The sequence below is a fragment of the Hymenobacter lapidiphilus genome (assembly GCF_003417065.2).
In the GTDB taxonomy this organism is placed as follows: domain Bacteria; phylum Bacteroidota; class Bacteroidia; order Cytophagales; family Hymenobacteraceae; genus Hymenobacter.
On the sequence record NZ_QVLT01000023.1, the window covers coordinates 1 to 20,721 of the forward strand.

A 20,721-nucleotide genomic window follows, 5' to 3' on the forward strand; every position below is an offset into this window, starting at 1 on the left:
ACTACGTTGGATAGCGGCCCGTATTGCCGAAGTTGTGCGGGCGCTGCCGTGGAGTATTTGTCCCATAAGTGCGTGCGAAATTCCAGCCCGGAAAATACACCATCTCTCCCTGGGACTATACACCTAGTCTGTTGATTGGAGGTAACAACGCCGGTATGATGGGGTGGCAGGCTCAGCACAGAAGTGGTTTTGCTAATCATGTTAGCTATATTCAGCCTGTGAAGTTTTTTTGCTAAAAAAGGCACCAAGGCCCGCGGCAAAGTGTTACCTTTCGACACGCTGAATTATTGCCAAGCTATGCGCGAACCGCTCCTGACGGGTGACACCGAACACTACGACGCCACCGATAAAGACATTGACAAGGCCCTGCGGCCGCTTTCCTTCGACGACTTCGCCGGCCAGGATAAGGTGGTGGAGAACCTGAAGGTATTCGTGGCCGCCGCCAAGCGCCGCGGCGACGCCCTCGACCATGTGCTGCTGCACGGCCCTCCTGGTCTGGGTAAAACCACGCTCTCGCACATCATCGCCAACGAGCTGGAAGCGGGCATCAAGATGACCTCCGGCCCGGTACTCGACAAGCCCTCCGACCTGGCCGGCCTGCTCACCAACCTGGAGCCGCACGACGTGCTGTTCATTGATGAAATCCACCGCCTCAACCCAGTGGTGGAGGAGTATCTGTACTCGGCCATGGAGGACTACCGCATCGACATCATGCTCGATTCGGGCCCCAACGCCCGCTCGGTCCAGATTTCGTTGTCGCCCTTCACCCTCATCGGGGCCACCACGCGCTCGGGCATGCTCACGGCGCCGCTACGCTCCCGCTTCGGCATCAGTTCGCGCCTCGAATACTATGATGCCAAGCTGCTGACCAGCATTGTGGGCCGCTCGGCCGAAATCCTGGGTACACCCATTCACGACGATGCGGCCTACGAAATTGCCCGCCGCTCGCGCGGTACTCCGCGCATTTCCAACAACCTGCTGCGCCGCACCCGCGACTTCGCCCAGATTAAGGGCACGGGCACTATCACTGTTGATATTGCCCAGTTTGCCTTAGCTGCCCTCGATGTGGACTCTCGCGGCCTCGACGATATGGACAAGCGCATTCTGACCACTATCATCGACAAGTTCAAAGGTGGTCCGGTAGGTATCAGCACCATCGCCACGGCCTGCGGCGAAGAGGGCGAAACCATCGAGGAAGTTTACGAGCCCTTCCTGATTCAGGAAGGCTACCTAAAGCGCACCAGCCGCGGCCGCGAGGCGACTGAGGCCGCCTACGAGCACCTGGGCCGGCCCATGCCCCAGCATCTGCGCGGCAACTCGTCTACCGGCGAGCTGTTTAGCTAGGCGGCGTAGCCAATAGTTGAATGCCCGGCACCTGCTACCGTTTGGCTGGCTGGTGCCAGGCATTTGACTGTCGGGTAAGGTGCCAGAACGGTTGTGCGGTAACCAGTAGGCTCCCGATGCAGCGTGACTGTTTCAGCCTGCTGTTCAGCGCGCCAGACCCTCCCGAAACAGCAAACCCGGGTTTCAAAATGGCCGGATCAGTGCTTTCAGCCATTCGTTGTGGCCGCAGGGCCGGTGCCACGCGGCCAGCCCGGACCGCGCAGTCTTGCCAACAGACCCTCTTTGCCTGTTTTCTCCTCCGCTGTTGTCATCAGTTTGTCCTCTCGCTACGGCTGCGCCCTAAATGTAGCACTCTGGCTACGCCACCGCTGATACACCGACTTGCCCGTGAAAACGGGCACCTAGCGCAACTCTCATGTCACTGTACAGTGGCCGGATGTAGGAGCGGGGCTTAGCTGCGCCTCTACCTGAACTAACCTGAAATCTGCTCTGGTTTCTAGGTATTTACTATGCGGGCAGCCTGCCAGAAGGCTTCCAGAGGCCCGATTGTGGCTTTTGGGGTGCCCGCTGTTGCGCTCAGCCAGAAAAGTGCCGGAAAAATCGGCGAAATAATTCTGCCTCACGTTCAAGCGGAATAGCTAAATTGCCTTTTTATTGACGGTTGTATGTGGTGCCGGTGCCCCTATTGTTGGGGCATGTACCAGTACTATCACGCCACTGCCTCGCGCCTTTAGCTTTCTGCTCTAACTACCTGTTGCCCATGCCTGCTGCCTCCCGGCTTTACTTCAACAACCCTGTGGGGAGGGTTATGGAACATCCCGAGGGGTATGCCCATATTATCTACGAGCCCGGCCTTCGCCGGCTCGACTACCTGCAGTCCTTTCTTACCCATACCGGCAAACTGCTGCGGCTGCGGGGCTGGAACAAGCTTCTGGGTGACCAGCGGCTGATGACGCCCTTTACGATCGAGGAAAGCGAGTGGATTGTTGACTACTGGCTCACGGCCGAGCAGCGGGGCAGCGCCCGCATTTATGGGGCTGTGCTGCTGCCCGAAGACGATATTGCCCGTCTTTCTACAAGCCAGCTCATGGCCGATGCCCACGTGGCCGCGCTTACCTACCGCATGTTCGATTCGGAGGAGGCGGCGCAGCAGTGGCTGCGGCAGGTAATGTAAGCGTCCGGGGGCCGCGTAGCCTTATTGGCTCAAATGGGCCGACTGTATGCCAGTATGGCACAGAAAGGCTTATTCGTAGCTTTTTGCATCCATTGTAAATTCGCGTGCCCATGCCCCAGGCCTGCCCTAACCCAACGTGGCTGGGGCCTTACACCTGCCACAACCCCCTGCTTGTAATGGCCAACCGCATCCTTTACGACACACCTGTCCTGACCATTTCCATCAATTACATCGACGATTGGCTGTACCTCGATTGGCACGGCCGGCTCGATGATGAAGCGATAGTACCTGGAGCGCTCAAATTGCTTGAGCTGTTGCAGCAGGAGCGCTGTGCTAAAATACTCAACGATAATACCCATGTGTCCGGCCTGTGGGCCGATGCGGCCAAATGGGGCAGCGACGTGCTCTTCCCGCAGCTTCATGCCGCGGGCTGCCGTTACTTTTCGTGGGTACACTCGCCCGAGCGCTACAGTCAACTATCGGCCGAGCTGGCCGTGGAGCAAACCTCCGCCGGTATCACTTTTATGTCCTTTCAAGACCTGCCCACGGCCGCCGCGTGGCTCCGTCGCATGTAAGTAAGGGCTCGTCGCCTGCTTCGTTTTTTCGCGCCATGACTTCTCCTCTTCCCGCCCCCGGTACGTTCTATTCTTTGTGGCAGCTGCCGGAGCATTATATGCTGGTGACGCCCGACCATACCATTCTGGACGCCACCGACCTGTACCTGACCACCACGCTGCTGGAACGCGCCGACATTGTGGGCCGCAATGTGTTCGATGTTTTTCCCCGCGAAGAGCAGAGCGAGTGGCAGGTGCTTTTCAATTCGCTCGAATACGTACGCCAGCACGCTACGGCCCACACTATGCCCCGCATCCGCTACGACCTGCAGCGCCCCGCCGCACAGGGTGGCGGCCTGGAGGAGCGGTACTGGCAGACGACCAACTACCCCCAGTTCGACGACCAGGGCCGGCTCCAGACCATTCTGCTCAAAACCGAGGACGTAACTGCGCAGCACCGGGCCGAGCTGCAGGCTGCGGCCATAGAGCGTGAACTGCACGAAAACCAGGAGCGGACCCGCTTTATTCTCGAGTCGCTGCCCGTTATGGTCTGGACCACTCAGCCCGATGGTGCGGCCGACTACTTCAACCAGCGCTGGCTCAGTTTCACGGGCAAGCCGCTGGACGCTGAAACCGGCTCCGGCTGGCTTGATGGCGTACACCCCGACGACCGGGCCAGCGCCGCCGCGGCCTGGCGCGGGGCTTACGAGTCGGGGGAAGCTTACCAGACCGAATACCGCCTGCACTGCGCCGAAGGTGACTACCGTTGGGTACTGGCCCGCGGCATTCCGCGTCTTAATGCCGAGGGCGCCATCACTATGTGGGTAGGGTGTTGCATCGATATTCAGGATCAGAAGCTAATGGTTCTGGAGCTGCTGCAGGCCAGCGAGGAGCAGGCCTTGCTTTCCGATCAGGCATACCAGGCCTACCAGCTCGCTCAGTCGCAACGCGAAACATTTTATGCTCTGTTTCAGCAGGCACCCGCCCTCATTGGCATTTCCCGGGGGCCGCAGCACGTGTTCGAGTTTGCCAACCCGCCCTACTACGAGCTGTTTGCCACCGACGACCTGATTGGCCGGCCCGTGCTTGAGGTGGTGCCCGAAGCCGCCGAACAGGGCTATATCACGCTGCTCGACAATGTGTACCAGACGGGAGAGCCGTTCTTCGGCAAGCAAATGCTGCTGCAGCTCCACCGGCGTACCACGGGCCAAATTGAGGAGCGGTATTTCGACTTTTCTTACCAGGCGTTGCGTGAGAAAGAACAGATTGTGGGTATAATCAGCTTTGCCTTCGACGTAACGGAACTCGTGGAGGCCCGCCACAAGTTAGAGGGCCTGCTACCACCGCCCCCGGCTGCCTCCTAGGTAAGCAAGTGTGCTCCCTCGTTTTTGCTCACTTCTTCACCCATGGACTTTACTACTCTTGATATTCAGCAAGCCCGCATTAAACAGATTCTGTTTAAGTCGCAGCTGCGTTCAGTACTCTACGGTGTGCGCGAGGCCGATGAGAACCTGTTCTCGCTGCAAAGCAATGCGTTGGGCCTGTGGCTGAGCACCGAGGTAAAGCCCCGCTACCCCGGCCGCCCCGAAGTGCGCGAAGCCGAGCGCCTGCTCCAGCAGCTGCTCGACACGGGACGCGAGCTGGCTGCGCAGTACCGCCAGGGCCAGATTGACGAAGCCCGCCGGGGCCTGACGCGCATTGAGCAGGTCGGAGAAGAGCTGGTTGCCGTGCTGCAGCGGCTTAGCACGCAACCGCCAAAGCTGGTGGCTTAAAACCGAAGTGGGGCGAGAACAGCAGCTAGGCTTTGCGGTTCAGGTGCTGCCGGAGCTCGCCTAACTGCCGGTCATTGTTCTGGGCCACCTGCCGGGCGGTAAGGGTAATTTCAGCTTGAGTTGACATGGCAGGAGGTATGTACCCATAATGCGGGCATCCGTTGGATATGAGGTTGCGGCTCCTGCGAACTGGCCGTGGCCGGGAGCCTGGGGCGAAGAGGCAACGCCGGAGCGGTGCGCCTCCCCAGCAGGGGCTAAAAGTGCCAGCGCACGAAGGCCTCCATGGCCTCGTAGTTGGCCATGCCCAGGCGGTGGTACTGTTCGGCCGTTTCGTGGTTGCGATGCTCGGCGCGCACCCAGAACTCGCGGGCATCATCGCCCGGGAACACCGGCGTGTCCTTCTGGCTCTGGTGCTTAAAGATGGCGTTGCGCTTGCGCGTCACTTCGTGCGGCGACAGGGGTACGGCCATTTCAATCTCGTGCACCGGAAACTCGTGCCAGGCCCCGCGGTACATCCACACCCAGCAGTCCTGCACCCAGGCCTCAGTGGCCTTCAGGCGGCGCAGGGCTTCGGCCACAATATTGAAGCATACAATGTGCGTGCCGTTGGGGTCGGCAAAGTCGCCGGCCAGAAATACCTGCTGCGGCTTTACGCGCTGCAGCAGCTGCATGGTCAGCTCAATATCTCCGTCGGTTACCGGGTTCTTCACCGTTTTGCCCGACTCGTAAAACGGCAGGGCCTGGAAGTGGATGTGGCTGTCGGGCAGGCCGGCATAGCGGGCACCCGCAATAGCCTCGCTCTTGCGGATGTAGCTCTTGACGTTGCGGATTTCCTGGGTATCCACCTGGTTGGGCTGCTTTTGTCCGATGAAGGCCCGCATGTTCTCATACACGTTCAGCAGCTCCTGGCTGTCGCGGCCCAAACTGTTTTCCAGGTCGATGGCAAACTCCATGTAGCGCAGCACGTCGTCGTCCCACACGGCCGTGTTGCCAGAGGTCTGGTAGGCTACATGCACCTCGTGGCCCTGGTCAATCAGGCGGATGAAAGTGCCGCCCATCGAAATTACGTCGTCGTCGGGGTGGGGCGAGAAGATGAGGCTGCGCTTCTTTTCGGGCAGGGCGCGCTCGGGACGCTGCGAGTCGTCGGCGCCGGGCTTGCCGCCGGGCCAGCCCGTAATGGTGTGCTGGAGTTGATTGAAAATGGCAATGTTGATGTCGTAAGCCGGGCCGCGCTCGGTGACCAGCTCGGCCATACCGTTGTTGTTGTAGTCCTCTTCGGTGAGCTTGAGAATGGGCTTGCCTAGCGTGTTGGAAAGCCAGATAACGGCCTTCTTAATCATCAGCTCGCTCCACACGCAGTCCTTCACCAGCCAGGGCGTATCAAAGCGGGTGAGTTCGGCGGCGGCAGCTTCGTCGAGCACGAATTCCACGTGGTGGGCCAGCTGCAGGTAGGTGGCCGGCACCTCGCCCGATACCTCGCCCTCCACGGCCTTGCGGATAATGGAGGCCTTCTTACCGCTCCAGGCCAGCAGCACAATCTCACGGGCCCTGAAAATGGTGCCAATCCCCATGGTAATGGCCTTGCGGGGCACGTTCTCCTTGCCCCCGAAGTCGCGCGAGGCGTCGCGGCGGGTCAGGTCGTCGAGCGTAACCAGACGGGTGCCCGAGTTGGGCGCCGAGCCGGGCTCGTTGAAGCCTACGTGGCCCGTGCGGCCGATGCCCAGAAGCTGCAGGTCCAGCCCGCCGGCCTGCTCAATCTGCTGCTCGTAGCGCAGGCAGTAGTCGGCCACTTCTTCGGGCGCCAGCGTACCATCGGGAATATGAATGTTTCCAGGCTCGATGTCGATATGGTCAAACAGCTGTTCGTGCATGAAGGTCACGTAGCTCTGGGGCGCCGTGGGCAGCATGGGGTAGTACTCGTCGAGGTTGAAGGTGATTACGTTGCGGAAGCTCAGCCCTTCCTGCTGGTGCAGGCGCACCAGCTCGGCGTACACGCCCACCGGTGTGGCGCCGGTAGCCAACCCCAGCACGGCCTGCTCGCCGCGCTGCTGCTTGCCCCGAATGAGGTCGGCAATGCGCGCCGCCACCTGCACCGAAGCCAGCTGCGGGCTGGAGAACACCGTGACGGGCTGCTTCTCGAAGCGGGTTTCTTCCAGTAGGTTAAGTCGGGTTGTGGCGGGAGCAGGTGTATTAACCATCGGGCCGGGAATAAGGCGTGAAGAAGGAAGAGCAGGTATAAAGGGCACGCCGCACCAGAAGCCAGCGCCCATAAACAGGTGCGCCGGGACTATACGGGACAGTCAGATGGCAGCCTGCCCCTAAGCCGGAGCCGGTAAGTTTCTGAAAGCACCCGGGCAGAATAGCGGCGGCTACCCAACCGGCCACTACACCGCCTGAAGCCGGCCAGTTGGTTGTGGCTGGCGGCCTGGCAACGCACCGTATTGTTGAAGTGCTCCAGGAGCGGTTGTTCTGTAACCAGTAACGGATTCATGGCAGGAGCTCCAAAGAATCAATAAATAAAGCAAAAGCATTTTGGTAAGTGAAACGACTCTTGCTAAAACCTGCCGAAAGCCAGCAGAAGTATGCCAGCGCAGCAAGGTTGGTGGGCTGGCGGACTACTTTGGTTTCAATTTGCCGCCTACGCCCGGCTGAGAGTTCCGTCGTTTAGGCCATCAGCGCATCTTCGCGGCCAGGTTGGTATTGCCTGGCTGCCGGCCGGCCAAAACTTGTGCGCCGCAACCGAGTTACAGGGCACGGTTTTCGGGGATGACGGCGGTTAAATGGCGCTGTAACCCAAAACCGTCTCCTTCACGCATCAACAACAAACCTAAACTCCGATGAAATCTACCTTCCTGCTCACGGCCGCGCTGGCTGTTTTTGCGGTTCAGGCGCAGGCCCAGACCGCTGCCGCTCCTGCCGCCGCGCCACGTGCGGCCGCCGACCAGATTGCCACCAAGAAAGGCCCTCTCACGGTGCAGCCTATCACCCATGGCAGCGTAGTATTCACCTGGAACGGTAAAACTATTTACGTGGACCCCTACGGCGGGGCCGAAGCCTATGCCGGGCTGGCGGCGCCCGATGTTATCCTGATTACCGACATTCATGGCGACCATCTGGACCCCAAAACGCTGGCGGGCCTCTCGGTGGGCAAGGCCCTGATGGTAGTGCCCCAGGCGGTGGCCGAAAAGCTGCCCGCCGAGTACCAGGCGCAGGTCCGCATCCTTAATAACGGCCAGCGCCTCGATACGCTGGGCATGTCGGTCTCGGCCGTGGCCATGTACAACCTGCCCGAAGCGGCCGATGCCATGCACACCAAGGGCCGGGGCAATGGCTACGTACTGAACCTGGGCGGCAAGAACGCGTACCTGTCGGGCGACACCGAAGACATTGCCGAAATGCGCGCCCTCAAGAAAATAGACGTGGCCTTCGTGTGCATGAACCTGCCCTACACCATGGACGTGGACCAGGCCGCGCAGGGGGTACTGGCTTTTAAGCCGGGCATTGTATACCCGTACCACTACCGTGGCCAGAACGGCCTGAGCGATGTGGACGGCTTCAAGAAAACCGTGAACTCAGCCAACAAGAAAATCGACGTACGGCTGCGTAACTGGTACCCGGCGGCCAAGTAGGCGCGCCTGCTACCTGCCACCCAAAACGGGCCCGCCACCTGGTTGCTACAACCGGGGGCGGGCCCGTTTTGGGTGGGCAGATGTGGTAAGGCTACAGCGCGTTCAACAGCTTAATGACTTTGCGCTTGCCTTTGCCCAGTTTAGCCTGCAAACGGCTCACCAGTTCGTGGCCTTTGCCCTCCACATAGGTCAGGTCTTCGTCGGTGAGCTGGGTGTAGGCCTGCTGCAGCTTGCCCTTGAGCAGGTTCCAGTCGCCCTGCAGCCGCAGCCGTTGGTCGGTCCGGTAGTTGCGGAACTGCCGGCGGCGTTCCATGCTGCTCCTGGAATACAGCAGCACCCCCACGGCGGCCCCTACGCCGGCACCGGCCAGAGAGGTGAGCAGGACTTTAACAGTTCGGTTTTTGGGCGTATGGCACGTCATCGGAGAGGGGTTGAAAATGGGAAGATCGTAGCTGCCGCCAGCCGGTTTCGGTACCGGGCGTCTGGCGTCTGGCGTCTGGCGTCCGACAAAGGTTGCTCCCCGCGCGCCCCGCTACCTTGACTTACGCCAGCCCGGACGATGATATGAATCAAGTCAGGACAGAAATCCGGCTAGCTGGCCCGTATACGTAAGCGTGAGTTGGTGCATAGCCCTGGTACAGGCCACGTAGAGCATGCTCTTGTCGACATCCGTGTGGTAGGTGCGGGCATTGGCGAAGGGCACCAGCACCTCATCAAACTCCAGGCCCTTGGCCAGGTGAGCCGTTGTGATGATGATGCCCTCCTGAAAGGATGATGACTCGTCCGTGAGCAGGTACACATCCGGGGCCTGCAGCGCCTCGAAGGCCTGCTCGGCCTGGTGTTGGGTTTTACAAATAATTCCCAGCGAATGACTGCCCGATTTTCGGAAGGCGGCCGTGAGTTGCCGGATCGTTTCCAGCTCCTCGGCGGGGCTGGCGCAGCGCACCACGGCCGGAGGCGGCCCGTGTCTTTCCAGCGGAATAATGTGGGGGTTGGGCGTGATGCGTTGCGTGAAGGCCGTAATTTCCACCGTCGAGCGGTAGCTGCGGTAGAGCCGGACCACATCGGCCTGCGGGAATACCCGCTCAATCATTTCGGCCGAGGAGGCGCTGTACGGGTTCACGGTCTGGCTCACATCACCCAGAATGGTTTTGCGGCAGGTAAACAGGCGCGACAGCACGGCGTACTGCACGGGGGTGTAGTCCTGCATTTCGTCTATCAGCAGGTGCTTGACGTGCGCATAGGTGCTGACGCCTTCCAGCCGGATGCGCAGATAAATAAGCGCAAACACGTCGGCGTACTCCAGCTTCAGGTTCTGGCCGAGCTTCAGCAGCGCGGGCTTGCCGGCCCAGCGGTAAAAGTCGCGGTAGATGTCGAGTACGTTGTGGAACCGGAACATACGGCTCATGGCCTCGCCAATGGTGCCCTTTTCATGCCCGCTGAGCTTGCGGCCGGTGGCGTGGCGCACGTAGTCGCGCACATCCTGCGCCACCAGCGCAAAGCGCTTCAGCAGCGGCACGCGGTGGTAGCCCTGGAATTTCTGCTCGATGACGGCCTTCGGAACCAGCGCGCTGCCCACCCGCAGATCCTGAAACGTGAAGTAGCTGTTTTCTATGTGCAGCAGATACTGGTTGAGCTGACCAAGAAAATCGAACGAAGACTTAAATCGGATGCGCTCAATAAAGGCCGCATCATGGTGTTCGAGCAGGGCCGATACCTGCTCAAAGAAGGTCTGAAACGGGTAGCGGTTTTCGAGCAGATCGGCTGCCAGCTCCTCCATCACCATCTCCGGAATGTGCTCCTCTCCCAGCTCGGGCAGCACGTTGGAAATGTAGTCGGCAAATACCTTGTTGGGCGAGATGATGAGAATGTCGCTGGCGGCAATGGTTTCGCGGTAACGGTACAGCAGAAAGGCAATGCGGTGCAGGGCAATGGAGGTTTTGCCCGAGCCGGCCACGCCCTGGATGACCATCACCGGAGCACTCTCGTTGCGGATAACCGCGTTCTGGTCGCGCTGAATAGTGGCAACAATGTTCTTGAGCTTGTCGTCCGACGACTTCGCCAGCTCGCGCTGCAGCACGTCGTCCTGAATGTTCACGTCGCTGTCGAGCAAAAACTCCAGGCGGCCGTCGCGGATGCGGTACTGGCGCTTAAGCCCAACGGTGCCGCGCACCGAACCGGAAGGAGTGGTATAGAAGGCCGGCCCCGGCTCGAAGTCGTAGAACATCGACGAGATGGGCGCCCGCCAATCATAAATCAGGTTCGCGCGCTGCAACTCGTCGAAGAAGGAATAGATGCCTATATATACCGGCGTGGCCTCCTTGCCGGTGGCGGCGAAATCGAGGCGCCCGAAGTAGGGCGACTGGCCCAGCTTGAGCAGCTTGCGCTTGCGGCTGACGGCCGCTTCGCCCGTAAAGGCCATGCGGTTGATCGACTGGCCGGCTGCGACCATATCGGCCTCATCCATGCCCGACTGGTGCTCGTGGATGTATTGCTTTTTCTCCCGGAGCTCGTCAGAAAACTGCTTTACCGAGCCGTCTACCCGCCGGATAGCCTGCGTCAGCTGCTCCTTAATCTGCTCCAGGTATTCCTTCTCCTCCTGCTGGGTTGCGTTCATCACGGCCGACTCCTGAAAAATGAACCCCAAAGGTGGGGGCAAATTCTGGTCTATGGAAGCGCTGCGGCGTTGGCTGCTGTGGCAACCCAGCCCGGAGCCGCACCCGCCAATACGGCAACAGGGCTGGCTGCCCGCGACTAATGAAGCATACCGGGCTTATTGATTCAGCGGATTTGCTACACCGATTCCCCTACGAGCTGGCAGTGGCAGTCTATTCAGGCAAGAATGGCCTGCCGGGCCTGCCAACGAACTCCGGCGGCATCTGCCTCACTGTTTCGGGAAGGAAAAGTGGCTGGCATACGTTGGCACGTTCGGCATGACGTATTTTTGCGGCTCATTCCTGTCTGATCCTATGCTGCCAACAGCCCACTATACTGCTTTCATCAAACGCCGGGCGGCGGAGCTGGGCTTCATGTACTGCGGCATTTCGGAAGCCGGGTTTCTGGAGGAGGAAGCCCCGCGCCTCGAAAACTGGCTCAATAAGAACATGCATGGCCAGATGGCCTACATGGCCAACCACTTCGACAAGCGCCTCGACCCGCGCCTGCTGGTCGACGGCGCTAAATCGGTTATTTCGCTGCTGCTCAACTATTATCCGCCCGAGGAAACCCGGCAGCCCGCCGACACGCTGCAGGTAAGCAAGTACGCCTACGGCCGCGACTACCACTTCGTCATCAAAGACAAGCTGAAAGAGCTGCTCCACGATATGCAGCAGGAGATAGGGGAGGTGGGCGGCCGCTGCTTCGTCGATTCGGCCCCGGTGATGGACAAGGCCTGGGCTAAAAAGAGCGGCCTGGGCTGGGTGGGCAAGAACGCCAACCTGATTACGCCCGGCGTGGGCTCGTTCTACTTCATTGCCGAGCTGATTGTGGACGTGGCCCTCGACTATGACGGCCCCATTAAAGACTACTGCGGCACCTGCACCAAATGCGTGGATGCCTGCCCCACCCAGGCCATTACCGAGCCGTACGTGGTAGATGGCAGCAAGTGTATCAGCTACTTCACCATCGAGCTCAAAGACCAGATTCCGCGGGAAGTGGAAGGCAAGTTCGGCAACTGGGTATTCGGCTGCGACATCTGCCAGGATGTGTGCCCCTGGAACCGCTTTGCCAAGCCCCACCACGAGCCGCAGTTCCTGCCCCACCCGGCTCTGAAAGACCTAACCCGCGGCGACTGGCAGGAAATCACCCACGAACTGTTCTCGGAGTTGTTTCGTCAGTCGGCCGTGAAACGTACCGGCTACGTCGGGCTGCAGCGCAACATCCGCTTCGTAACAACCGACGATGGGTTCGGGGCCAATACTCCAGCAGGCTAAAACCCAAAGCGCAAGGGCCGGGCAGCGCTACCAGTAGGTGCGGTGCCCGGCCCTTGCGGTGCCGGCTGCGTTGTGTGCAGCAGGAGAGGTGGGGCTTACCCCAAAGCAGGCTGCCCGAAAACCCGGTTCAGAAGGCGATGATAAACTCTGGAGAATTGCTGGTAGCACCAAGCTTTAAGTTCCAGCAAATCGGCGGGTACCAGATTCCGCAGGGCTTTGCGCAATTCCTTCTCAAACAGAATTTTGTCGAAGCTAACCTTCAGCAAAATAGTTTTGGCATACTCCAACATGGCGTTGAATAATTTGGGGTGGGAAAGGTGGGAGGATAGGTAAGAACGAAGAGTTAGAAGGTGGAAAGATGATTTTGAGCGGGCAAACTGCCCCTTGTACGGCTGCTACACAAAAAGGGCACGAGTTACCCGAAACCGGATAGTCCCTTTCTTGAAAGATACAAAATTTTGCCGGACAGATGCAACCGCCATACCGGCGGCTACAGCAGCAAACCGGGCTAAAAAAGCAGGCGTAGCGTGGAAAACCACGCTACGCCTGCAATAAACGAGTGTTACCGACCGGCCGTTAGGCCCGTATTTAGTACGTGAACAGGGCCGCCACATTGGTGGCGATAACCGCGTCGGCGGGTTCGTCGAAGGCCTCGGCCACCTTGCGCAGGATGGCTTCTGCGCTTAGTGGTGGCGTTGCCACGTTAATGGGCAGGGTCGAATCGAAGGGCACCGAAACCAGCGGTCCTCCCTGGCCACTGGAGTCGCTGGCGTTGTAGGTCTGAATGAAACCTGATTCGCCTTCGTACACCTTGGCAATGGCCGGGCTGGGGGCGGCCACCGGCGCATCGTTGGGGCTAACCCAGCTTTTCACCACGGCCCCGCGCTGCCGGCGCATGGTGCGCAGGTGCGAGGCATGGCGGGCCTCGGCCGAGTGGCTGCGCAGCATTGTTTCGGTGAGGTAGGCGTCGGACCGCACAAAGTCAACCTGGCTCTTGTAGGCGCGTACGGCCACGTCTTTAACCACCTGCGCCACCAGCAAATAGGTATCGGGGTTGGTCTGGATGTCGGGATAGAGTGCGGTCTGGGCACCGTTCCGGCTGCCCGTAAAATCGTAGCGCGGCGCGGCAGGCAACGTGGCACCACCATCGGTAATCAGCCGCGAAAACAGGGCAACGCGTTGCACCTCCTGCTGCTGAATAACCTGAATGCCGGCTTTTTCGGCTGCCGTGAGGGGCAAGGCCGGGTATCCGGGCACCAGGCCTAGGGCGCGCGAGTGCAGCTCGTTGCCGAGGGCCGCCAGCTGGCGAACCAGCAACAGCACATCGAGGCGGGTGCGGGTGTCGAGGGCGCCGGCAGTGGCCGGCTGGCCGAGGGCGCTCAGGAGCAGGCCCGGCAGCAGAGCCGTACCAGCCTGGCCCAGCCGGCCCAGGGCGGCGCGGCGTGGGGCCGCCAGTTGAGGTGCGGCAGAAGTCGAATCGAGGTCGGCCAACCGGGCCAGCAGGTTCAGAAAGTCCATGAGAAAGAAAAAGCGGGGCTTAAAGACGCATCAGGTTGTCGGCTACCAGCACTATCGGTACCAGTGGGGCGAGCAGCTTGGCCACTTCAACGGGCGTTTTTACCGTGTCGAGTCCGGCCTCGTTACCGGTAGGCGTTATCACGTCGGAGCCGGCGAAGGAGTTGGGCTCGGCCTGGTCGCGCACAAAGGCCGCGTGTCGGGCCTTCACAGACGTTATCTTGAGCAGCAGGCGCAGGTAGCTGCTGTTGGCCAGCCGCCGGCCCAGGCCGTTGTAGGCACCCACCGCAAGGTCTTCGAGCGTGCGGGCCGCCTCGTACACGCCCTTGCGCGTGGTAAGCGTGTAAGGCGTGAAGTTGAACTCCAGCGCCGTCGTCAGGCCATTATCGTAGACTGACGTACCCAGCACCGACTTGTAAAATTCGCGGTAGATAACCTCGTGGTCGCGCATGTCCACGAAAGCGGCCGTGTCGGCGGCCGTAAAATCGGCCGGGGGCGTTGTAACCACCTTTTGGTAAAGCGCCGCCTGTATCTGTGCCAGCAGGTAAGTCAGGTTGAGGATGCCCGTGTCGTTGGCCGCAAAGACCAGTGTGCCGGTACCGGCATCCGGCACTGGCTTCGGGTCATCATCGTTGCCGCAGCCGGCCATTACCAGCGCCGAGGAAGCAGCCGTAGCACCGGCCACCCGTAAAAAAGTGCGCCGGCGCAGGGCCCGGCCCGAAAAAGAAGTGTCTGCCAAATCAGCCATACGCGAAAATAAACCCGACAAGCAACAACCCAACGCAGGTTGCCAAGTCCCGGAGGGCAAAGGTACTCCTTTGAACCCGGATGCTCTACCGCCACGATACCGATACTGGCCGGAAGGTTGCCAGGCCAGCGCACCGGACAGTGCATCTGGCACCTGCACCGCGCCGTTTAGCCTGCCCAGCCCCCTGCTCTGGCACAGATGTCACGCCATGCGGGAATCCTGTCAAATAAAAACAGGCTGCTCCTTACGGAACAGCCTGTTTTTATTGGGAAAGCAAAAAAGCTGTAGCAGCTTATCCTTGTACCAAACCACCAGCGCGCGAAGCGTCGAGCACTTCGGCCATGGTCAGGATTTCGTCGAACGAAGCGGCAGCATCATTGGCCGAGTAAGGCGTGCCGAGCTGGCTGGTGATGTTAACGTTCGATTGGATAACGTTGTCCTCGCGGATAGTACCGGTGTATACCGGACCCAGCGGAGCAGGCAGGTTAGAGTCAGAAGCTGGAATCCAGGCTGGCTGCATGCGCATGCCGCGGATGTGAGCTGCGTGACGAGCTTCTACCGAGTGAATCTGAAGAGCCACCTGGAGCAGACTGGTCGTACCGGCCATTTTGCCTAGCAAGTTACCAGCCTGACCTTTATAGGCCCGTACACCGGTGTCTTCCAATGCCTGGGCTACTACCAACTGGGTAGGATAGTCGGCTGGGAAAGCCGAAGTCTTAAATTTTACGTTCGTCACGGGCGTGCCGTTCAGCGCTCTGATGGTATCAGACAGCAGCTTAACGTGAGCAGTTTCGTGCTTCAGGATAGTAGCAATGGCTCCGGCGGCGACACCAGCGGGTACTCTGCCGGCAGCAGTCATTTTCTTATAGAAGTCTTCTTCCAGCAACTCCAGGGTCAACGCGTAGTTGAGGACTTCAACAACACTGGGAGTCGTCGTCTGGCCATAGGCCTTCGAAAACAGCGAGGATACGAAAACTGGGGCGGCAGCCAGGGCGCCCATTTTGGCGGTGTTGCCAAGGCTTTTGAATACTGCCCGACGGGAGTCGAAACGGCCCAGTACGTCGGCGTCTACTTCCGACAGTTGCTCGATTATGCGAAGTATGTTCATGATGATGGCTCGTTAAAAGGAAGGAGGAATTACTTACCGACTCTCGAAGCGTCGAGCTTCTCTTTGATGAAGCTCTGAGCCGCCGTTACCACTTCGACCGGCTCCATGGCTTTGTCGAGGCCGTTGGCGTCGATGATGCTGTCATCAGCAAACGAGCCGGGGGAAATCAGGTCGCGCACATAAGCGGCGTGGCGGGCTTCTACCGATACAATCTGTCCGGCAATTACCAAGTAAGCCGGCGTCTTCAGGTATTTACCTGCACCATTATAGGCCGCTACTCCCAAATCCTCGAACGTTTTGGCAGTGGCCAATACCGAAGCACGCTTCGTAAAGTCGACGGAAGTGAAGATAGGCGTCAGGCCGGGGATAATCTGGCCGGGCGCGTCGCGCGTGATGGCGGCCTTGAAAAAGTCGCGGTGAATAGCTTCGTGTGCGGCTACCTGGTTGAAGTAATCTTTTTCCAGGGTCGAGAAGTCGGCGGCTGGAGTAGCCTTCACCTGGGCATAGAAAGCAGCTTCGAGCTGCTCCAGGGCGTAAGCGTAGTTGAGCACGCCTACATCGCCCGAACCCAGATTAACCGTGCCATTGGGCGTAACGATTTCGTTATCGTCGTCGTCGCAGCCCGAGAGCAGCAGAGCAGTAGCTCCGGCGGTAGCCCCGGCATACATGAAGAATGAGCGACGCTTGATGGGCGTGTACAGCGGCTTGGCGAATTCCGCCTCTTCGCTGGCATTTTGCTTGATGTTGGACATTAGAGAAATAGTTTGGGTGAAAAAAGGCAAGATGAATCTGCGCGCCCTGGGGCAGTGAATTACGAGTCAGGAACTTCTGCCGAAATGAGCGGTGGAGTAGTTGCTGGGTAGAGTTACGGCTGCAACTCGGCAGTGGATTGAGAATAACCGAAATTCTGTAACATATTATATGCAATGTGCTGATAGATAGAAGTCTCCTTTTTCAGGATAAGGCGTATTGTTCTATGGAATGCCCCAATGAAAGGCGCCTGATAATCAGTTGAGTGTCGTGAGAAAATGCTGGTATTGAATTTGTGCGCAACTGAAACAGGGAGTTGTTGAGCTTGCGGAGAAGCGCAGTGGTTGGCTTCTCCTAGTTGCACTGTTGCCGATAGCCTCCGCTCTACCCCGCGGCTCAACCACAAAGCGCCAACGGCTGCGCCTCCAAATTGTTCTGGGCCAACCCGGGGGTGGCCCCACGAACAAACCGCCAACCGGGGGTTGGCGGGCCCAGCAGCCCCAAAACAGTTTTTCGTAACTTTGAAACCCACCCGCTGAAGTTGGGCCTCATGCGTTTAGTTCTGGTTGTGTTTTGCTGGATACTGCTGCTGCCGGCCCTTAGTGCCCACGCGCAGCTGGCGCCGGCCGCTGGTACTGCCGACATTGAACTGGGGCCGGGCGCGTTTCCGCTCAACGAGTACTACACCATCAGCTTCCGGCTGCGCGGCGCCCCGCTGGAACGCTACTCTGCCTTCCCCGATCTGGAAGGCTTCAAAAAAAGTGGCAAGTCGAGCACCACCACCACGCGCATTGTGGGCGGGCAGAGCTTCACGGAACTGACCATTACGCAGCGCTACGCCGCTTTTTCCGAAGGCGAGTACGAAGTCAAGCCCTTCAGCATGAAGGTGAACGGGCTGAGGCTGGAATCGGTAGGAGCCAAACTGGAGGTGGGTCCCCAGCAGGCCACCGCCACGCCCGCACCCGGCGGCACGGCCCCATTGCAGGGCCTGGGGCTGCTCGACCAGCTTTTCGGCAAGCCCAAGCCGCAGGACTATACCGAGCCGCGCGACCAGGCTTTTCTGACCCTTACCCCCGACAAAGAGCGGGTGTTTGTGGGCGAGGGCCTGCACGTCGCCCTGTATTTCTACCTGCGCCCCGAAGACCAGGCCGTACTCGATTTCTATGACTTTGCGGGCCAGCTGCCAGGTATCATCCGGCAGCTGCATCTGCGCACGGTGTGGGAGGAAAGCTTCGACGAGCAGGAGGTAGTACCCGAAAACGTAACGGTGGGCGGCCAGCCGTTTCTGCGCTACCGCCTTTGGGAAGCCGCGCTGTATCCGCTTAATGCTACCCCGCTCGCGTTTCCGGCCGTCGAGCTGAAGATGCGCAAGTATAAGGTGGCTAAAAAGCCCGCCGAGGGCCTCGATAATCGCCTCGAAGGCTACAAAGCCTACCGCTCGACTCCGCTGACGGTGCCCGTGGTGCCATTGCCGCCCCACCCCCTGCGCGACCAGGTGCCGGTGGGCAACTACGAGCTGAAAGAGTTTCTCGACCGCACCACATTTCGCACCGGCCGTACGTTTGCCTACACCTTCGCGCTCGAAGGCGAGGGCAACCTGGCCACCGTAAACCTGCCTGCCCCCGTGGCCCCCGATGGCCTGGAGCTCTATGGCCCCGAAGTGCAGCAGACGCTGACCCGCCAGAACGGCCGGGTAGGAGGGCGCAAAAGTTTCCGCTTTCGCCTGGTAGCCCGCCAACCCGGCCCGGTCCGCCTCGATACGCTGTTTCAGCTCATCGTTTTCAACCCTGCCACGGCCCGCTACGACACGCTGCGCTCAACGCTGCGGCCTGTAGTGGCCGGCCCCGAGCGTACCGAAAACACCCTGCGCCCCGTTCCCACCGACCCGTTTTACCGCCAGGCCCTGGCTGCCGCCGATACGACGCCCCAGCCCCGGAGCATCTACCGCGACGTACGCCGCTACGCCAATCTGTTTCTGGGCGTATTATTGGTTTTCGCCCTATGGGGCTGGTGGCAGGCGCGGCGGTGAAGAAATTCCTGGTTATGCCGAGCCAGCCAGGGCCGTGTGCAGAAGCTGGCTTCAATAACGGCCTCTGCCTGGGCTTCGTGCTTTGCTCAGGCCGCTGGGCGTACTTTTACTCATCTGTTTGCTTTCTTTCTACTTCATCGCATGAACACTTTCGGTCACTTGTTTCGCATTACCACATTTGGCGAGTCGCACGGGCCGGGAATTGGGGTAGTTATTGATGGTTGCCCGGCGGGTCTGGCGGTAGAGGAACAGCAGATTCAGGCGGCGCTGGACCGGCGCCGGCCGGGGCAGTCGGACCTTACGACGCCCCGCTCCGAGGCCGACCGGGTAGAGGTGCAGTCGGGCATTTTCCGGGGCCAGACCACCGGCACGCCCATCAGCCTCTATATCCGCAACCAGGACCAGCACAGTCACGATTACTCGCACATCGAGCACGCCTACCGCCCCTCGCACGCCGACTACACCTACGACCAGAAGTACGGCCGGCGCGACTTCCGGGGTGGCGGCCGCAGCTCTGCCCGCGAAACAGCCGCGCGCGTGGCTGCCGGCGCCGTGGCCCAGCAGCTACTCAATCAGCACTATATAAAGGTGAACAGCTATGTGTCGCAGGTGGGGGCGGTGGCCGTGCCGGTGGGGTACGAAGGGCTCGATTTGAGTTTGATTGACTCGAACCCCGTACGCTGCCCGCACCCCGAAACGGCCGAGCGCATGGCCGCCCTCATCCGCCAGACGCGCGACCGGCACGATACGGTGGGCGGCCTCGTAACGGGCGTGGTGCAGGGCCTGCCCGCCGGCCTCGGCGAGCCGGTATTTGATAAGCTACATTCTGAACTCGGTCGGGCCATGCTGGGCATCAACGCCGTGAAGGGCTTCGAATATGGGTCGGGCTTTGCCGGTACGCTGCTGTTCGGCTCCGAACACAACGACGGGTTCTATACCGATGAGACCGGCCGCGTGCGTACCCGCACCAACCACTCGGGCGGTATTCAGGGCGGCATCAGCAACGGCCAGGACGTGTATTTCCGCGTCGCCTTCAAGCCGGTAGCCACCATTCTGCAGCCCCAGGCCACCATCAACGACCAGGGCGAGGCCGTTACGCTGGCCGGCCGCGGCCGCCACGACCCCTGCGTGCTGCCCCGCGCCGTGCCCATCGTCGATGCCATGACCAGCCTTGTGCTGGCCGATATGCTACTGCGGGCCCGTGCGAACAAGGCTTGAGCACACGCTTCAGCTACAAGTGGCAAGCACGTTCCGAAAGCTTGCCGCTTGCAGCCTGAAGCGTGTGGCTCAAAGCAGCTACCTTTGCAACTATTGCCGCCCCGTGCGGTTTTATGGTATTGAGGCCGACCAAAATGGCCTGATTTCTCTCCGCTTGTCTCCAAGTCTTTCAAACATGGCTGAACAACTCACTGCCCCCGCCGGCCCGGTATCGATATACGCCGAGGCTTCGCCCAACCCCGAATCCATGAAATTCGTGCTCAACGCCCAGCTTTTGGCTGATGGTGTGAGCGTGGACTACCCCAACCTGGAAGCCGCCGTTAATTCGCCGCTGGCCCAGGAGCTGTTCAACTTCGATTATGTGGGCCGCGTGTTCATCGCCCAGAACTTCGTGACTATCACCAAGAGCACTGACCACCAGTGGGCCCAGCTGATTCCGGAGCTGCGTACCTTTCTCAAGTCGTACATCGAGGCCAACGGCCCCATCTTCACCGTCGACCCCGCCGTGGAGCAGAAGGCTGCCCAGCAGGCTGCCGCCACGCCCGCCGATGCTTCGGAAGCCGATCAGGCCACCAGCCAGAAAATCATCGACCTGCTCGATAACTACGTGCGCCCCGCCGTGGAGCAGGACGGTGGCAACATCACGTTCAAAAGCTTTAACGACGGCATTGTAACAGTGAACCTGCAGGGCTCGTGCTCCGGCTGCCCTTCGGCCACTGTTACGCTCAAGTCGGGCATCGAAAACCTGCTCAAGCGTATGGTTCCCGAGGTAACATCAGTAGTTGCTGAAGGCATCACCATTTAATCACAGATGTTGCAGATGGTGCAGATGCCGCAGATGCAGGCGTCAGCACGATGAACATGAGGGAGAGCCCGGCCGTTTGGTTGGGCTCTTTCTGTTTTAATGAAGAATGAGGTAACACCATTCTGCCATCCACCAAAACGAAG

The 20,721-nt window shown here is 59.9% G+C and carries 18 protein-coding genes; 10 read left to right on the top strand and 8 right to left on the bottom strand.

All coding sequences use genetic code 11. From position 1 onward, the window contains the following. Positions 1–297: 297 nt before the first annotated feature. The 5 genes from ruvB (at position 298) to D0N36_RS13265 (ending at position 4,844) form a co-directional block, all read left to right on the top strand. Positions 298–1,344 (top strand): Holliday junction branch migration DNA helicase RuvB, encoded by a 1,047-nt coding sequence (ruvB, locus tag D0N36_RS13245; protein WP_116942274.1) that lies wholly within the window; start codon positions 298–300, stop codon positions 1,342–1,344. A gap of 760 nt (positions 1,345–2,104) precedes the next feature. Beyond that, positions 2,105–2,518, top strand: a complete 414-nt coding sequence (locus D0N36_RS13250) for a hypothetical protein (protein ID WP_147320887.1) — start codon at positions 2,105–2,107, stop codon at positions 2,516–2,518. A gap of 176 nt (positions 2,519–2,694) precedes the next feature. Next, entirely contained in the window at positions 2,695–3,093 is a 399-nt protein-coding gene (locus D0N36_RS13255; protein WP_190242668.1) for a hypothetical protein, read from the top strand. 35 nt (positions 3,094–3,128) lie between these two features. Then, positions 3,129–4,436, top strand: coding sequence for a PAS domain-containing protein (locus D0N36_RS13260; protein ID WP_190242669.1), 1,308 nt, complete (start codon positions 3,129–3,131; stop codon positions 4,434–4,436). 42 nt (positions 4,437–4,478) lie between these two features. Continuing rightward, positions 4,479–4,844 (top strand): CZB domain-containing protein, encoded by a 366-nt coding sequence (locus tag D0N36_RS13265; protein ID WP_116942278.1) that lies wholly within the window; start codon positions 4,479–4,481, stop codon positions 4,842–4,844. Between the two features lie 254 nt (positions 4,845–5,098). Here the strand turns inward: D0N36_RS13265 and nagB are convergent, their stop codons facing one another. Beyond that, entirely contained in the window at positions 5,099–7,042 is a 1,944-nt protein-coding gene (gene nagB / locus D0N36_RS13270; RefSeq protein WP_116942279.1) for a glucosamine-6-phosphate deaminase, read from the bottom strand. 639 nt (positions 7,043–7,681) lie between these two features. On the opposite strand from nagB, the gene D0N36_RS13275 reads away from it, so the two are divergent. Then, positions 7,682–8,473, top strand: a complete 792-nt coding sequence (locus D0N36_RS13275) for an MBL fold metallo-hydrolase (RefSeq protein WP_116942280.1) — start codon at positions 7,682–7,684, stop codon at positions 8,471–8,473. Between the two features lie 91 nt (positions 8,474–8,564). On the opposite strand, the gene D0N36_RS13280 is transcribed toward D0N36_RS13275, so the two are convergent. Next, complete coding sequence (locus D0N36_RS13280; protein ID WP_242478913.1) at positions 8,565–8,894, bottom strand: CsbD family protein; 330 nt, start codon at positions 8,892–8,894, stop codon at positions 8,565–8,567. Positions 8,895–9,047: 153 nt separating this feature from the next. Beyond that, complete coding sequence (locus D0N36_RS13285; RefSeq protein WP_242478914.1) at positions 9,048–11,120, bottom strand: HelD family protein; 2,073 nt, start codon at positions 11,118–11,120, stop codon at positions 9,048–9,050. Positions 11,121–11,442: 322 nt separating this feature from the next. On the opposite strand from D0N36_RS13285, the gene queG reads away from it, so the two are divergent. Then, entirely contained in the window at positions 11,443–12,405 is a 963-nt protein-coding gene (gene queG / locus D0N36_RS13290) for a tRNA epoxyqueuosine(34) reductase QueG (RefSeq protein WP_116942281.1), read from the top strand. A 95-nt stretch (positions 12,406–12,500) separates the two neighbouring features. On the opposite strand, the gene D0N36_RS19685 is transcribed toward queG, so the two are convergent. From D0N36_RS19685 to D0N36_RS13310, 5 genes are all read right to left on the bottom strand, one after another. Then, on the bottom strand, positions 12,501–12,695 hold the full coding sequence (locus D0N36_RS19685; RefSeq protein WP_116942282.1) for a hypothetical protein: 195 nt from the start codon (positions 12,693–12,695) through the stop codon (positions 12,501–12,503). 298 nt (positions 12,696–12,993) lie between these two features. Further along, on the bottom strand, positions 12,994–13,923 hold the full coding sequence (locus D0N36_RS13295; RefSeq protein WP_116942283.1) for a ferritin-like domain-containing protein: 930 nt from the start codon (positions 13,921–13,923) through the stop codon (positions 12,994–12,996). A gap of 19 nt (positions 13,924–13,942) precedes the next feature. Continuing rightward, complete coding sequence (locus tag D0N36_RS13300) at positions 13,943–14,668, bottom strand: ferritin-like domain-containing protein (protein ID WP_116942284.1); 726 nt, start codon at positions 14,666–14,668, stop codon at positions 13,943–13,945. Between the two features lie 292 nt (positions 14,669–14,960). Continuing rightward, the gene (locus D0N36_RS13305; protein WP_116942285.1) at positions 14,961–15,776 is read right to left on the bottom strand and encodes a ferritin-like domain-containing protein; all 816 of its coding nucleotides are present in this window, start codon (positions 15,774–15,776) and stop codon (positions 14,961–14,963) included. A gap of 29 nt (positions 15,777–15,805) precedes the next feature. Continuing rightward, entirely contained in the window at positions 15,806–16,528 is a 723-nt protein-coding gene (locus D0N36_RS13310) for a ferritin-like domain-containing protein (protein WP_116942286.1), read from the bottom strand. Positions 16,529–17,076: 548 nt separating this feature from the next. Between D0N36_RS13310 and D0N36_RS13315 the strand changes: the two genes are divergently transcribed. From D0N36_RS13315 to D0N36_RS13325, 3 genes are all read left to right on the top strand, one after another. Further along, positions 17,077–18,555: a BatD family protein gene (locus D0N36_RS13315; RefSeq protein ID WP_116942287.1), complete on the top strand. Its 1,479-nt coding sequence runs from the start codon at positions 17,077–17,079 to the stop codon at positions 18,553–18,555. A gap of 141 nt (positions 18,556–18,696) precedes the next feature. After that, a complete protein-coding gene (gene aroC / locus D0N36_RS13320) occupies positions 18,697–19,773 on the top strand; it encodes a chorismate synthase (RefSeq protein ID WP_116942288.1) in 1,077 nt (358 codons plus the stop codon). 175 nt (positions 19,774–19,948) lie between these two features. Then, positions 19,949–20,578 (top strand): NifU family protein, encoded by a 630-nt coding sequence (locus D0N36_RS13325; RefSeq protein WP_116942289.1) that lies wholly within the window; start codon positions 19,949–19,951, stop codon positions 20,576–20,578. Positions 20,579–20,721 lie beyond the last annotated feature (143 nt).